This window comes from Pedobacter miscanthi (assembly GCF_032678605.1).
Taxonomy (GTDB): Bacteria; Bacteroidota; Bacteroidia; order Sphingobacteriales; family Sphingobacteriaceae; genus Pedobacter; species Pedobacter miscanthi_A.
Map to the genome: position 1 here is coordinate 260,519 of NZ_JAVTSU010000004.1, position 14,164 is coordinate 274,682.

Annotated in this window: 15 protein-coding genes; 9 read left to right on the forward strand and 6 right to left on the reverse strand. The window is 37.7% G+C overall.

From position 1 onward, the window contains the following. Window positions 1–717: a DUF2071 domain-containing protein gene (locus tag R2R28_RS08305; RefSeq protein WP_316825218.1), complete on the forward strand. Its 717-nt coding sequence runs from the start codon at window positions 1–3 to the stop codon at window positions 715–717. A gap of 120 nt (window positions 718–837) precedes the next feature. Here R2R28_RS08305 and R2R28_RS08310 read toward each other — a convergent pair whose 3' ends face one another. Further along, window positions 838–2,724 carry an OmpA family protein gene (locus R2R28_RS08310; protein ID WP_316825219.1) on the reverse strand — a complete coding sequence of 629 codons (1,887 nt, stop codon included), beginning with the start codon at window positions 2,722–2,724 and terminating at the stop codon, window positions 838–840. A gap of 37 nt (window positions 2,725–2,761) precedes the next feature. After that, window positions 2,762–3,385, reverse strand: coding sequence for a 7-carboxy-7-deazaguanine synthase QueE (locus R2R28_RS08315; protein WP_316825220.1), 624 nt, complete (start codon window positions 3,383–3,385; stop codon window positions 2,762–2,764). A 107-nt stretch (window positions 3,386–3,492) separates the two neighbouring features. Here R2R28_RS08315 and R2R28_RS08320 point away from each other — a divergent pair, with 107 nt between their 5' ends. Beyond that, entirely contained in the window at window positions 3,493–3,828 is a 336-nt protein-coding gene (locus R2R28_RS08320; RefSeq protein ID WP_316825221.1) for a Rieske (2Fe-2S) protein, read from the forward strand. A gap of 311 nt (window positions 3,829–4,139) precedes the next feature. Here R2R28_RS08320 and R2R28_RS08325 read toward each other — a convergent pair whose 3' ends face one another. The 4 genes from R2R28_RS08325 to R2R28_RS08340 all read right to left on the reverse strand — a co-directional run bounded on the left by R2R28_RS08325 (window position 4,140) and on the right by R2R28_RS08340 (window position 9,330). After that, a complete protein-coding gene (locus R2R28_RS08325) occupies window positions 4,140–5,021 on the reverse strand; it encodes a bifunctional 5,10-methylenetetrahydrofolate dehydrogenase/5,10-methenyltetrahydrofolate cyclohydrolase (protein WP_316825222.1) in 882 nt (293 codons plus the stop codon). Between the two features lie 117 nt (window positions 5,022–5,138). Further along, complete coding sequence (lepA, locus tag R2R28_RS08330) at window positions 5,139–6,926, reverse strand: translation elongation factor 4 (protein ID WP_316825223.1); 1,788 nt, start codon at window positions 6,924–6,926, stop codon at window positions 5,139–5,141. A 256-nt stretch (window positions 6,927–7,182) separates the two neighbouring features. Then, window positions 7,183–8,607 carry an MATE family efflux transporter gene (locus R2R28_RS08335; RefSeq protein ID WP_316825224.1) on the reverse strand — a complete coding sequence of 475 codons (1,425 nt, stop codon included), beginning with the start codon at window positions 8,605–8,607 and terminating at the stop codon, window positions 7,183–7,185. Window positions 8,608–8,910: 303 nt separating this feature from the next. Beyond that, complete coding sequence (locus R2R28_RS08340) at window positions 8,911–9,330, reverse strand: acyl-CoA thioesterase (protein WP_316825225.1); 420 nt, start codon at window positions 9,328–9,330, stop codon at window positions 8,911–8,913. Between the two features lie 88 nt (window positions 9,331–9,418). Here R2R28_RS08340 and R2R28_RS08345 point away from each other — a divergent pair, with 88 nt between their 5' ends. The 7 genes from R2R28_RS08345 (at window position 9,419) to rpe (ending at window position 14,109) form a co-directional block, all read left to right on the forward strand. Next, window positions 9,419–9,622 (forward strand): hypothetical protein, encoded by a 204-nt coding sequence (locus R2R28_RS08345; protein ID WP_316825226.1) that lies wholly within the window; start codon window positions 9,419–9,421, stop codon window positions 9,620–9,622. A gap of 8 nt (window positions 9,623–9,630) precedes the next feature. After that, window positions 9,631–9,771 (forward strand): hypothetical protein, encoded by a 141-nt coding sequence (locus R2R28_RS08350; protein WP_316825227.1) that lies wholly within the window; start codon window positions 9,631–9,633, stop codon window positions 9,769–9,771. A 279-nt stretch (window positions 9,772–10,050) separates the two neighbouring features. Next, window positions 10,051–10,335, forward strand: coding sequence for a 30S ribosomal protein S15 (gene rpsO, locus R2R28_RS08355; protein ID WP_025146265.1), 285 nt, complete (start codon window positions 10,051–10,053; stop codon window positions 10,333–10,335). Between the two features lie 174 nt (window positions 10,336–10,509). Next, entirely contained in the window at window positions 10,510–12,645 is a 2,136-nt protein-coding gene (gene pnp / locus R2R28_RS08360) for a polyribonucleotide nucleotidyltransferase (protein ID WP_316825228.1), read from the forward strand. 132 nt (window positions 12,646–12,777) lie between these two features. Then, window positions 12,778–12,957, forward strand: coding sequence for a hypothetical protein (locus R2R28_RS08365; protein WP_316825229.1), 180 nt, complete (start codon window positions 12,778–12,780; stop codon window positions 12,955–12,957). Between the two features lie 3 nt (window positions 12,958–12,960). After that, window positions 12,961–13,437: a DUF6036 family nucleotidyltransferase gene (locus R2R28_RS08370; protein WP_316825230.1), complete on the forward strand. Its 477-nt coding sequence runs from the start codon at window positions 12,961–12,963 to the stop codon at window positions 13,435–13,437. Further along, window positions 13,438–14,109 carry a ribulose-phosphate 3-epimerase gene (gene rpe, locus R2R28_RS08375; RefSeq protein ID WP_316825231.1) on the forward strand — a complete coding sequence of 224 codons (672 nt, stop codon included), beginning with the start codon at window positions 13,438–13,440 and terminating at the stop codon, window positions 14,107–14,109. It begins immediately after the preceding gene. The last annotated feature ends 55 nt before the right edge of the window (window positions 14,110–14,164 follow it).

Genomic DNA, 14,164 nt, shown 5'->3' on the forward strand with positions numbered 1-14,164 from the left:
TTGAACAATCCGAAAGTATTTCTCACTGCCGAATGGCGAAAACTTGCTTTAGCACAATATGCTGTAGACAAAGAAATACTTTCGAAATATTTGCCCCCGCATACCGAATTGGACGACTGGGATGGAAAATATTATGTGAGTTTGGTGGGATTTATGTTTCTTGATGTAAAACTTCTTGGATTTAACATCCCCTTTCATACCAATTTTGAAGAGGTTAATTTAAGGTTTTACGTCAAATTTAAAGATGACGAGAGCTGGAAACGGGGAGTGGTGTTTATTAAAGAATTTGTACCCAAACCATCAATTACTTTTATAGCCAATACCATTTATAAAGAGAATTACCAGACTTTTCGAATGAAACACGTTTGGACTGAAGAAGAAAATCAGCTCGAAGTAGATTATTCATGGAAGAATAAAAACTGGCATAATTTTTCTGTAATTGCTGGCTCGAAAGCTGAAGAAATTTTAATTGGCAGCGAGGAAGAATTTATTACCGAACATTATTGGGGTTATACTAAAATTGGTACAAATAGAACATCCGAATATGGGGTCGAACACCCGCGCTGGCAATCTTATCCTATAAAAGATTATAAAATCAACGTTGATTTTGGAATTAATTATGGAAGTGATTTCGCTTTCCTAAATCAAGCCAAACCCGATTCTGTAGTACTCGCAGAAGGATCAGCAATCAGGGTTTTAAAAGGGAAAAAGTTTTAATTTTTAGCTGAAAATGTCATTCTGAATGCCAATGAAGAATATTTATTAAAAGGTTTTGCAGTCAGTGTTTTATGGGTAGGGGATTCTTCACTACGTTCAGAATGACAGTGATTAGAAAAACTAAACCTTGGTAATCACAAATGATGTCCTTCTATTGTTTTTTCTGCCCAATTCTGTTTTATTATCAGCAATTGGTTTACTTGCTCCAAAACCTTTGAATGTAAGTCTTTTAGTATCAATACTGTGTTTGATCAGATATTCATAAACGGCATTTGCACGGTTAAATGAGAGTTTTTCATTCAACTTATCATCTCCAACATTATCGGTATGTCCCTGTATTTCGATTTGAACCCTCTCATTTTGATGCAGGAAATCAATCAGCAGATCCAATTCGCGGATAGAGGCAGGCAAAAGGTTAAATTTATTGGTGTCGAAAAATATATTTCTCAGTGTAACATTGCCACCCTGTTTTATTTTTTCTATGTATACTTCAATCTGGTAGGGTTTATTAATATCTCCACTCTTCGGTTCGAAGTTTTCAGAGTAGAACATGTAGCCTTCTGCATTTACATTAAACAGATAATTACTTCCAACGGGCATTACCGCTAAAAACTGACCAGTTTCGGGATCGGTATAATCATCGAAAACGGTTTTATTGGTTTTTAGATCTACCACCTGCACATTACTTTCAATGGTCTTTTTAGTATCCTTATCCCTTACAATTCCTTTTACATACGATACTTTTAATGGCTTTGCGCTTTCCGGAATCCCAAAACTGTAAATATCCTGCAGGCCGAAACCACCTTTTAAGTTGGACGAAAACAGACCAAAATTTCCATCAGCACTTACCACTAAACCACTTTCATCTTCGAAAGAGTTAATTGGATAACCAATATTAACGGGTTTCTGCCATTTACCATCATTATCCATCCGGCTATAAAAAATATCTTTATTGCCAAATCCAGGCCAGCCATCTGAAGAAAAATATAAGGTTTTTCCGTCTGCATGCAGGAAAGGTGTATTTTCATCAGAAGCTGTATTGATGTCGGGGCCAAGATTAATGGCTGGTCCCCATTTTGCATCATCAGTTATTGTGCTTTTCCATATATCGTAACCCCCAGATCCGCCGGGACGGTTACTGATAAAGTACAAAGTTCTGCCATCCGGACTGATTGCAGGCTGCGATTCCCAATATTCAGAATTAACTGGTTTGCCAATATTATAAGGTTCGCCCCAATCTTTTCCTTCGCGGTGCGAAACATAAATATCACATCGGCCTAAGCCATCAGGACGATTACAGCCTGTAAAAAATAAATACTTACCATCAGGAGAGATGGTTTGCGCACCTTCGTTGTATTGCTTTGTATTTATTTTAGAAGATAACGGTGTAGCAACATCCCATTTATTGTTTTTAAACTGCGAGGTCCAGAAATCTTCATTTCCATTTACCTGACGGGTAAAAACCAGGGTTTCGCCATCTGCAGTTAAAGCAGGAAAATATTCTGCATTTGCTGTATTTACTCCATCTCCTAAATTCGTTGGGGTATATTTTACAGGTTTCTTTATCGCTAAGGACGCGAAATCGCAATCTAAAAGATACTTTTTTGCTTTTTTTGCCCGATCAGAAGAAACATCCACTGTGATGAATTCTTCGAAATGTTGTTTGGCCTTTGCATAATCCTGTGCCACAAATTCCATTTCTGCTAATCCATAAATTACAGCCGGTGCAACACTTTTATTGATCAGTATCGCCTTTTCGTAAGCTGTTTTGGCTTCCGGGTATTTCTTTTCCGTTTTATAAACAGCCGCCAGTACGATATAAGCATTTTGAAATAGCGGATCGGTTTCTACAGCACTTTTTAATACCTGTTCTGCACCAGCATAATCTAACCTATCTATAAGCGGACCTGCTTTTTCGAAAAAAGTCTGTGCTTTTTTGTTTGTTGAACTTTGTCCAAAACAAAAAAAGCTCAGTATGCTAAAGATAAGGACTAAACGAAATTTCATTACATTAACATTTGGTTATAAAGCTAATGTATTGTTTTTAAGGAATATTTAAAAATTTATGCGTTTGCAAAGAAATTTCCCATTTCGGGTTAGCCATTACATATTCGATAATCAATGGCGTAATTTCTTTTGATTTAGACCACTCTGGTTGCAGGTACAATTTACAGGTAGGAGATACCATTGCTGCATATTCTTCGGCCCATTTAAAATCACTTTTATTAAAAATGATCACTTTTAATTCGTGTGCAAATGGTGTAATATCTGGTCTTGGCGCTTTAAATTTCTTCGGCGATAAACAGATCCAATCCCAGTTGCCCGAAAGGGGATAAGCGCCAGAAGTTTCGATAAAAGTTAGAATGCCTCTTTCTTTTAGTTTATTGGTCAGATAATCAAGGTTATAAATTAAAGGCTCACCACCAGTAATTACAACTGCTTTACCTGGAAATTTATCTGCATTTTCTACAATAACATCGGATGGGGTAAGTGGATGCATTTCAGCATCCCAGCTTTCTTTAACATCGCACCAGTGGCAACCTACATCGCAGCCTCCTAAACGGATAAAATAAGCTGCTTTGCCGGTATTAAACCCTTCGCCCTGTATGGTATAAAATTCTTCCATCAAGGGAAGTAATGTGCCGTCTTCTGGTATGTCTTGTTTCATTTTTGAGGATGCAAATATCCTAAAAAAATATGGTGATGTGGTTCCTCTTTCGAAATTTAATGGAAAGATGAAATAAGACTGATATTTATTTGCCGTATTTTAGCTTTATGAAGTGGTTTAAAGCGTTAAATAAGATTCAGGTTCCAGCTGCAGATGCAATTAAGACGATTGAAGTAAACGGAAAACAACTTTGCATCATCAATAACAATGATCAAATCATCGCAACCCAATCGCATTGTCCGCACGCTGGCGGTCATTTTAGTGGTGGCTGGTGTAAAAACGGCAACCTGGTTTGCCCGATTCATCGCTATGAATACAATTTAACCACAGGGAGAGGCGCAGAAGGGCAGGGCGATTACATTGATATTTACCCGACAGAACTACGTGAAGATGGGCTGTATATCGGTTTCGAAGAAAGCTGGTGGAGTAAATTGTGGGGATAAAATAGTTTATTAGTCACTGGTTCATTGGTGAAGTGCAAAATGCAAAGAAAAGTTGTCATTTCGATCCGATTGCTATTGGATGTAGCGTATATAAAACCATTTTATTTATTTCTATCATTAAAGATCCTTCACTGCGTTCAGGATGACAAATGTGGCTGTGCAAATTTTTCTTTGTGTCTTCTTGCCTTTGTGCTATAAAATAAGCAATTAGCCGTCTAACAAAAAAAAGCAATCCAAATTAATGAACTGCTTTTTAAATATTTTCCGGCTTTAGGTTTTACCTTCAACCCTCCACCTTTAAACCCTCAACCTTAAGAATATATTTCTTTCCTTGCCGATGCCAAGGTATTTTTTAATAAACCTACAATGGTCATCAATCCAACGCCACCTGGAACAGGGGTGATATAAGAAGCCTTTGGTGCTACGTTTTCGAAATCTACGTCGCCATATAATTTGAAGCCGGATTTAGTTTCTGTGGAATTTTCGCGGTTAATGCCTACATCGATAATAATGGCACCAGTTTTAACCATATCAGCAGTAACAAAATTCTTTTTACCAATAGCTGCAATCACAATATCAGCCTGAAGAATTTGCTCCTTTAAATCTTTTGTACGCGAGTGTGTAAGCGTTACCGTACAGTTGCCCGGATTGGCGTTACGTGCCATTAAAATACTCATCGGACTACCTACAATGTTACTTCTACCAACCACAACGCAATGCATTCCAGTGGTATCGATACCATATTCCTGCAACATCAATAAAATGCCATAGGGTGTAGCCGGAATAAAACAAGGTAGATTACGCATCATCCTGCCTAAATTTACAGGATGGAAACCATCTACATCTTTACGATGATCGATCTTTTCGGTAACTTTTTCCGGATCGATGTGCTTAGGCAAAGGCAATTGAACAATTAATCCGTCTACATCATCATCCTGGTTAATTTCTTCAATTTTCGCCAATAACTCAGCTTCAGTTACTGAATTCTCATATCTATGCAGTGATGATTTAAAACCAACTTTTTCGCAGTTTTTCATCTTACTGGCCACATAGGTTTCGCTTCCGCCATCGTTACCAACTAAAATAGCAACTAGGTGTGGCTTGCGACCACTTTTATTTAAAAATTCGGCAGCTTCTTCTGCAATTTGAATTTTAACCTTTTCTGATACGTATTTACCGTCTAATAATTTCATTCTAAAAGTATCGAGTAGTGAGAATCAAGTATCAAGACCAATGGTCAACTCAATCATCACTGTGCTTTAACTATATTTTTATCTTGGTACCTAATACTAGTATCTTGATACTATGTATTAATCTAATTTCAAAACTGCCATAAACGCACTTTGTGGAATTTCTACGTTTCCAACCTGACGCATGCGTTTTTTACCTTTTTTCTGTTTCTCTAATAACTTACGTTTACGGGAAATATCACCTCCGTAACATTTAGCCGTTACATCTTTACGTAAAGCACTCAATGTTTCGCGGGCAATAACTTTAGCACCGATAGAGGCTTGTATTTTAATCTCAAATTGCTGACGAGGGATTAATTCTCTTAATTTCTCGCAGATTTTCTTTCCGAAATCGTAAGCATTACTTCTGTGGATTAAAGATGATAATGCATCAACCGGCTCATCATTTATTAACATATCTAAACGAACCAAATCCGATTTACGATAGCCAATCTGATGATAATCGAAAGATGCGTAGCCTTTTGAAATCGTTTTTAATTTATCATAAAAATCAAATACAATTTCGCCCATCGGCATTTCAAAAACCAACTCAACTCTATCAGAAGTTAAGTATGACTGATTTACAATTGTTCCTCTTTTCTGAATGCATAGTGACATTACAGGACCAACAAAATCAGCTTTGGTAATAATGTTAGCTTTAATAAATGGTTCTTCAACAGAATCTAATTTACTTGGATCAGGCAAATCAGATGGATTATTTACAAAAATTTCATCGCCTTTGGTCGTATGCGCAACGTAAGATACATTGGGAACGGTAGTGATTACCGTCATGTCGAATTCACGCTCTAAACGTTCCTGAATAATCTCCATGTGCAACATTCCAAGGAATCCGCAACGGAAACCAAAGCCTAATGCGGCAGAACTTTCAGGTTCGAAAACGATAGATGCATCATTGAGTTGCAACTTGTGCATGGCTTCGCGAAGTTCCTCAAACTCATCAGTATCAACAGGGTAAATACCTGCGAAAACCATTGGTTTTACCTCTTCAAATCCCTGAATAGAATCTAATGATGGTCTTGCAGTAGTTGTAATTGTATCACCAACTTTTACTTCTCGGGCTTCTTTAATGCCAGAAATAATGTAACCCACATCTCCGGTTTTAACTACATTACGTGGCGACATATCAAGTTTTAAGATACCTACCTCATCAGCCAGATATTCTTTTCCTGTATTGATAAATTTTACTTTATCACCCTTTTTAATCTCGCCGTTTACTACTTTATAGTAAGCAATAATCCCTCTGAAAGAGTTAAAAACTGAGTCGAAAATCAAAGCCTGTAAAGGTGCTTCCGGATCACCAACAGGAGCTGGAACGCGGTCAACAATGGCCTGGATAATATCAGGAATACCCATACCGGTTTTACCCGATGCAGGGATAATATCCTCACGTTTACATCCGATCAAATCAATAATCTGGTCTTTAACTTCCTCAGGCATTGCTCCGGGTAAGTCCATTTTATTTAAAATTGGAATAATTTCAAGGTCGTGCTCTAACGCTAAATAAAGATTAGAAATGGTTTGAGCCTGAATACCTTGCGAAGCATCTACAATTAGTAATGCGCCTTCACAGGCAGCAATGGAGCGCGAAACTTCATATGAAAAATCCACGTGTCCTGGTGTATCTATCAAATTGAAATTATATTCAATATCACCAACTTTATAGTTCATTTGTATGGCATGACTTTTAATCGTTATGCCTCTCTCACGCTCTAAATCCATGTTATCGAGCAATTGCGCCTGCGCTTCACGCTGCGAAATCGTCGCTGTATATTCTAATAACCTATCAGCCAGGGTGCTCTTGCCATGGTCGATATGTGCAATAATGCAAAAATTACGTATATGCTTCATCTTTGCGCAAAGATATGGTTTTTAATGGAAAATGTAAGAGGGAAAATGGAATGCTGCAATGGCCGGATTTTTATGGTTTTGAAAAGGAAAAACAGTGCTTTTTCTGTTACAACAGCGCTGCTTACCACTTTATTTCGATATTTGGTTCACTGCTTTTCCGACGCGAAGTCGGAAGCTACAGTAGTTAAAATAAAACAGGACGAACACAGATAACGTTACTCTATCTGTGTTCGTCTGTGCCTATTTGTGGTAAAAACTAAACCTTAATTTTCTTCCATTTACCCTTTTTAAACAAGATAAATGCCGCTACTGCAATGCCAGCTTCTGCGGTTGGGATGGCGATAAAAACACCGGTTGGCCCCATTTCTAAATATTTTGCCAAAAAGTATGCAAAGGGAATCTGGAACAACCAAAATGCAAATACATTAATTTTGGTCGGTGTCCAGGTATCGCCGGCACCATTAAAGGCGCTGGTAAATACCATGCCCGCACCATAAATAACAAAACCACCACTCATAATTTTTAGTGCTCTGCTGGCTACTTTAATCACTTCCTGATCTTTAGTGAAAAATGCGGCGAAAAACTGTCCGCAGGTTAAAAACAAAATACTTACTACAGCCATAAATATAACCGTGTATTTTATGGTTTGAAATACCGATTTCTCCGCCCGTTCCGTGCTTCCTGCACCAAGGTTTTGCCCAACCAATGTGGCTGCCGCATTACTTAAACCCCAGGCCGGAAGTATAAAGAACATCATTAATCTCAATGAAGTCTGGTAACCTGCAGAACCATGATCTCCGCCTGTAGTAGCAACCAGTTGCGCCAAAAATACCCAGCTACAACTTGCAATAACAAATTGTAAAACCCCTGGTGCAGCAATTTTAACGATGGCCTTTATCTGCTCCCATTCAGGCACAAGAAAGCTTAATCTGATTTTTAGTGTGTTTTTGGCGTTAAATAAGTGGTAAATCTGGTAACTAACGCCAAGCCCACGGCCAATGGTGGTGGCAATGGCAGCACCTGTTAGCCCAAATGCAGGCACGGGACCGAAACCATTGATAAAAATAGGGCAGAGGATAATATTTGCAATATTTGCGATCCATAAACTGCGCATGGCAATTGCTGCATTGCCGGCACCCCTAAATATTCCATTAATCAGGAACAGTAAAACAATAATTATACTGCCACCCATCATAATGCGGACAAATGTAACGCCATGACCGGCAGTTTCCCGGGAAGCACCCATAATCAATAAAATATCGCGGGCATAAATAAAACCTGCAATACTGATGATTAAATTGATCATCACCGCAATGATGATGGTCTGCATACCTGCTTTACCTGCAGCTTCCGGATTTTTTTCGCCAACCCGCCGTGCAACAACTGCTGTAGCGGCCATACTTAAACCGATTGCCAGCGAATAAATAATGGTTAAAACAGATTCGGTTAATCCAACGGTTTGTATAGCATGGCTGCTGTTTTCAAGATGACCTACAAAATAGAGATCGACTAAGGCAAAAACCGATTCCATGGCCATTTCCAGCATCATTGGTATAGCCAATAAAACAATTGCCCTTTTAATGCTAATGGAAGTAAGGTCAACTTCGTGACCTTTTAAAGACTGTACCAGGATACCGAAAAAAGACGATAATTTTCCCTGTGCCTTTGTAGACTGTGACATATAAATAGATAAAAAATGTGATGTATAAACCAATCATACGCTTAAAAGCGTAGATACCTAAAATTAAAGCGGAGGGAATCCTCGGTTGTTTAGAACCTCAAACGGATTGCAGATACTATCATGGCTCTGGTCTTTTTGATGCGGCAAATATACGGAAAGTTTTTGATTGTCAAATTTTGATGACCATTTTTTAAGGAAGTGATTAACTTTTTGCAGATTCTTTTTGCCACATAGATACACAACTCACAGATCTATATTCACTAATCTGCTAAATGGTGGATCACTCTATCTATTTAATCACTTTTAAATGCTGTAGGCTTTGATCATTTCTTCAGTAACTTTTGTACCTCTGCTGGTATTTAAATCAATCAGTACATAATCAAAAATGCCATCTGAAGCTACTTTGCCGGTTTTTTGATTGATAATTTCGAACTGAACAGCGCATCCTTTTTCGTTCATGGTCAGGATACCAGTGCGAATGAGCATTAAATCATTCATTAAAAGCGGACGTTTAAAGTTGATATCCACATGACTTACCACCCAGCCCAAACCCTGTTTGGTAAAATGTTCCCAGGGCATCCCATAAAATTTTTCCATCTGCTCGTAACGTGCAGCCAATACATAATCCAAATATTTACTGTTATGTACGTGGTTAAACATATCGATATCATCGGGACGGACACGTAGTTCACTTTCAAAAATGCTATATTGGTTCTTTTCCAAGGGTAAAATGTTTTGTGCAAAAGTATAAATAAGGTTTTGATATCTTAGAATAAGATATTCCATCTATTTTTCGTGTTTTTGATATGAAATGGGAAAGCTTAAGTTATACGATATTACAATACCACGCGAAACAATTTTTGAGGAGCGTGATGTTGTTTATTTGAGCCTTACCCCCGAGCAGCGCTTTTTTGGTGTTTTACAGCTCAATCAGATTTCAGTTACCATTAATGGTGGTAAACCATTAAAATTTCCCCAGGGTAAGGGGCTTGTTATCCGTAAGCCAGCCATATAATTTGCTTTATGTCTTTTGATAAAGAAAATCCTGAAATGCTTTTGTTGTTAGAAACATTTGAGCAGCTTAACGTTAATTATCTGATTGTAGGCGGTTTTGCTGTTAACAGATATGGTTGCAATCGTACTACCGGAGATACATCTATTTAAAGGATACTATGCGGGCAACATTGATAAGCTGTCCTGCTGAAGCATGAAGAATTCCAAGGTTATGAAACAGATATTTCGTACCTCAGCATGACAGAAGTTTTTAAAAGATTGCCGTGAGGGCGGGAGTATAGCAACAGGCAAGAAAAGTGAATCGCCTTACCCCTAAATCCGCTAAGGGAGCTTTGGCTTTTCGTTTAATAAACACTTGCTTATAATCAAAAATAACCTTATCTTTGCGCCACAATTAATTAATTTTATTGCTTTAATATTATTCAAGAAATGTATTTAAGTCCAGAAAAGAAAGCCGAAATCTTTAAACAACACGGCGAAGTAGAAACCAACACGGGTTCTGCAGAAGGTCAAGTAGCGTTATTTACATACCGTATTGCGCACTTAACAGAACACTTAAAGAAAAACCGTAAGGATTTTTCTACTCAGTTGTCACTTCAAAAATTGGTAGGTAAACGCCGCGGTATTTTGGCTTACCTATACAAAAAAGATATTGAGCGCTACCGTGCTATCATCAAAGCTTTATCGCTTCGTGATATCATTAAACAAAAATAAGCGAATTTTATCAGCGAAAGCCATTCTTCAGAGAATGGCTTTTTAATTCCTGTTAATTTTTTTAACGGGATTTGTTATAGATAGGCTTTTTTAATCTATCTTCGTTTGCAAAAACAAAAACATATATAAACAACGGTGTGTAGAAAGAGGAAAACACACCATAATTCTAATTAAATGAATGTAATAAAAAAATCGTTCGATTTGGGCGATGGCAGAATTGTAGAAATTGAAACTGGTAAACTGGCTAAACAAGCAGATGGTTCGGTTGTAGTGAAAATGGGCGATACCATGTTGTTAGCAACTGTAGTATCAACTGTTGGCGCTAAGCCAGGTACTGATTTTTTACCTTTATCGGTTGATTATCAGGAAAAATACGCGGCTACAGGCCGTATCCCAGGAGGCTTTTTACGTCGTGAGGCAAGATTATCAGATTATGAGGTATTGATCTCTCGTTTGGTAGATAGAGCTTTACGCCCAATGTTCCCAAGTGATTATCACTCTGATACACAAGTGATGATTTCATTAATTTCTGCTGATAAAGATATCATGCCAGATTGTTTAGCAGGTTTAGCAGCATCTGCAGCGTTATCAGTTTCTGATATCCCTTTTAATGGTCCAATTTCTGAAGTACGTGTGGCTAAAATTGATGGTAAATTAATTATAAATCCGAAAGCCAGTGAGTTAGAACGTGCAACGCTAGAGTTTATGGTTGCCGGTTCGGCTAACGATATAGGCATGGTTGAAGGTGAATGTGATGAAATTCAGGAAGATGAAATGGTTGAAGCTTTAAAATTTGCACACGATGCAATTAAAGTTCAATGTGCTATTCAGGTTGAATTAACTGAAGCTACAGGTAAAACTGTAAAACGCGAATATAACCACGAAGACCATGATGCTGATTTAAAAGCTAAGGTTTATGCTGATACTTACGATAAAGTTTATGCGGTAGCGAAAGCTGGTGGCAATAAAGATGTTCGTAAAGAAGGTTTCACTGCAATCATTAACGAATTCTTCGAAGCAATGCCAGAAGATACTGCAGATTTAACCAAAGCAATGGCTAAACATTATTACCATGATGTTCAATACGATGCCATCAGAAACTTATTGTTAGATGAAGGTATTCGTTTAGACGGTCGTAAAACGACTGAAATCCGTCCAATCTGGAGCGAAGTTGGCTATTTACCTGCTGCTCACGGTTCGGCTGTATTTACACGTGGCGAAACGCAATCGTTAACATCAGTTACTTTAGGTAGCAAAGATGATGAGCAAATGATTGATGGTGCTTTCTTTAATGGTTATAACAAATTCTTATTACACTATAATTTCCCTGGTTTCTCAACTGGTGAAGTTAGACCAAACAGAGGCGCTGGCCGTCGCGAAATTGGTCACGGTGCTTTAGCGCAACGTTCGTTGAAAAAAGTATTGCCTCAAGGCGAAGCAAATCCATATACTATCCGTATCGTTTCTGATATTTTAGAATCAAACGGTTCATCATCAATGGCAACTGTTTGTGCTGGTACACTAGCGCTTATGGATGCAGGTATTAAAATCAAATCGCCAGTTTCTGGTATTGCAATGGGTTTAATTACTGATGAGAAAACTGGTAAATATGCAATCCTTTCTGATATTTTAGGTGATGAAGATCACTTAGGTGATATGGACTTTAAAGTAACAGGTACTGAACATGGTATTGTTGCTTGTCAAATGGACTTAAAAATCAATGGTCTATCTTATGAAGTTTTAACTAAAGCTTTATTACAGGCTAAAGAAGGTCGTTTACACATCTTAAACGAGATGAAGAAAACCATCAGTTCACCTAACGAAGATTACAAACCACATGCGCCACGCATTGTTTCTCTAACCATCGAGAAAGAATTTATTGGTGCAATTATCGGCCCTGGAGGTAAAATTATCCAGGAAATGCAACGCGAAACCGGCGCTTCAATCTCTATCGAAGAAGTTGATGGTAAAGGTATTGTAGAAGTATTTGCTGATAACAAAGCAGCTATCGATGCAGCGGTTACCCGTATCCGTAACATCGTTGCTAAACCAGAAATTGGTGAAGTTTACCAGGGTAAAGTAAAATCAATTATGCCATTTGGTGCATTTGTTGAGGTGATGCCAGGTAAAGATGGTTTATTACACATCTCTGAAATTTCATGGGAACGTTTAGAAACCATGGATGGTGTTTTAAAAGAAGGTGATAAAATCGAGGTTAAATTATTAGACATCGATAAACAAGGTAAAATGAAACTTTCTCGCAAAGTTTTATTGCCAAGACCAGAAAAACCAGCTGCGTCACAAGCGTAAAAATGTCCGGAATCGGGAGATATAGCAAACCCTTTCAGTTTTACTGGAAGGGTTTTTATTTTATCTAAAAATTTAACTTCAGTCTTTCTGACTAAAAACTTTCGGACTTCTTTCGTAACTTGCAGTATTGCTATGAAAAAGGAAAACAACATCTTGGAAGAACCTGCAGCTAATTATCAAAAAGCTGAAGAAGATCTATTAAAAAAAGCTTTATCCAGCTCCTACACGGAGCGTTTTCATGCTATGACCAGATTGATGAAATTAAACATTCTTTTAAGATCAGCAACAATCGTTCACAAAAAAATCGACTAGTAAATGGACGTTTTTGACGATGAAATACTAAAATTATGGCGCTCACTTTTGAAAAATAAAGTAATGTTTATTATGATCGGTGGAGTGGCAACCAACTTGCATGGATTTCATCGAACTACCGATGATATTGACATCTGGATAAAAGATACCCTGGAAAACAGAAAAAACTTGAGAAGTGCTTTTAAAGACTATGGTCTTGGAGATCTTAAAGCATTGGAAACCATTCAATTTATCCCGGGCTGGACCGATTTCTATCTTGACAACAGCTTGCGAATGGACGTTATGACATCAGTAAAAGGGTTAGAAGACTTCGGTTTTGATAAATGTTTGGAATACGCTTCTATTGCAACCATTTACGAGCTGGAAATCCCATTTTTACACATTAACCAATTAATCGATTCGAAGAAAGCGGCTAATCGGCCGAAAGATCAGATTGATATAATTGAATTAGAAAATATTAAGAAACTAAGAGATAATTAAATGAAATACATCATTGCCCCATCCATACTTTCTGCCGATTTTGGCAATTTACAACGCGATATTGAAATGATTAACCAAAGTGAGGCCGATTGGTTCCACGTTGATGTGATGGATGGTGTATTTGTGCCGAATATTTCTTTTGGTTTCCCGATAATGGCTGCAGTTAAAAAGCATGCAACTAAACCATTGGATGTTCATTTAATGATTGTAGAACCGGATAAATATATTGAGGATTTTGCTAAAGCGGGTGCAGACCGGATTACTGTACATTACGAAGCCTGCACACATTTACATAGAACCATTCAGTTAATAAAAGCATCTGGTTGTAAAGCTGGTGTGGCCTTAAATCCCCATACACCGGTAACTTTATTGCAGGATGTGATAGAAGACCTGGATTTGGTACTGATTATGTCGGTTAATCCAGGTTTTGGCGGACAAGCCTTTATTTATAATACTTACAAAAAAATAAAGGATTTAAAAGCTTTGATCCAAGGCATTAACGAAGATTTAGTTATTGAAGTAGATGGCGGTGTTGGCTTACAAAATATGGCTACATTAGTATCTGCAGGTGCCAGTGCTTTCGTAGCCGGAAATGCAATTTTCGCAACGGATAACCCAACGGAAACCATTTCTAAAATGAAAAGCTTGACAACTAGCGCTATAAATATTTAAATTGTTAAATGTTTTATTGCTAAATTGTTTTTAGGATGAGGCGCATACAGTCTTA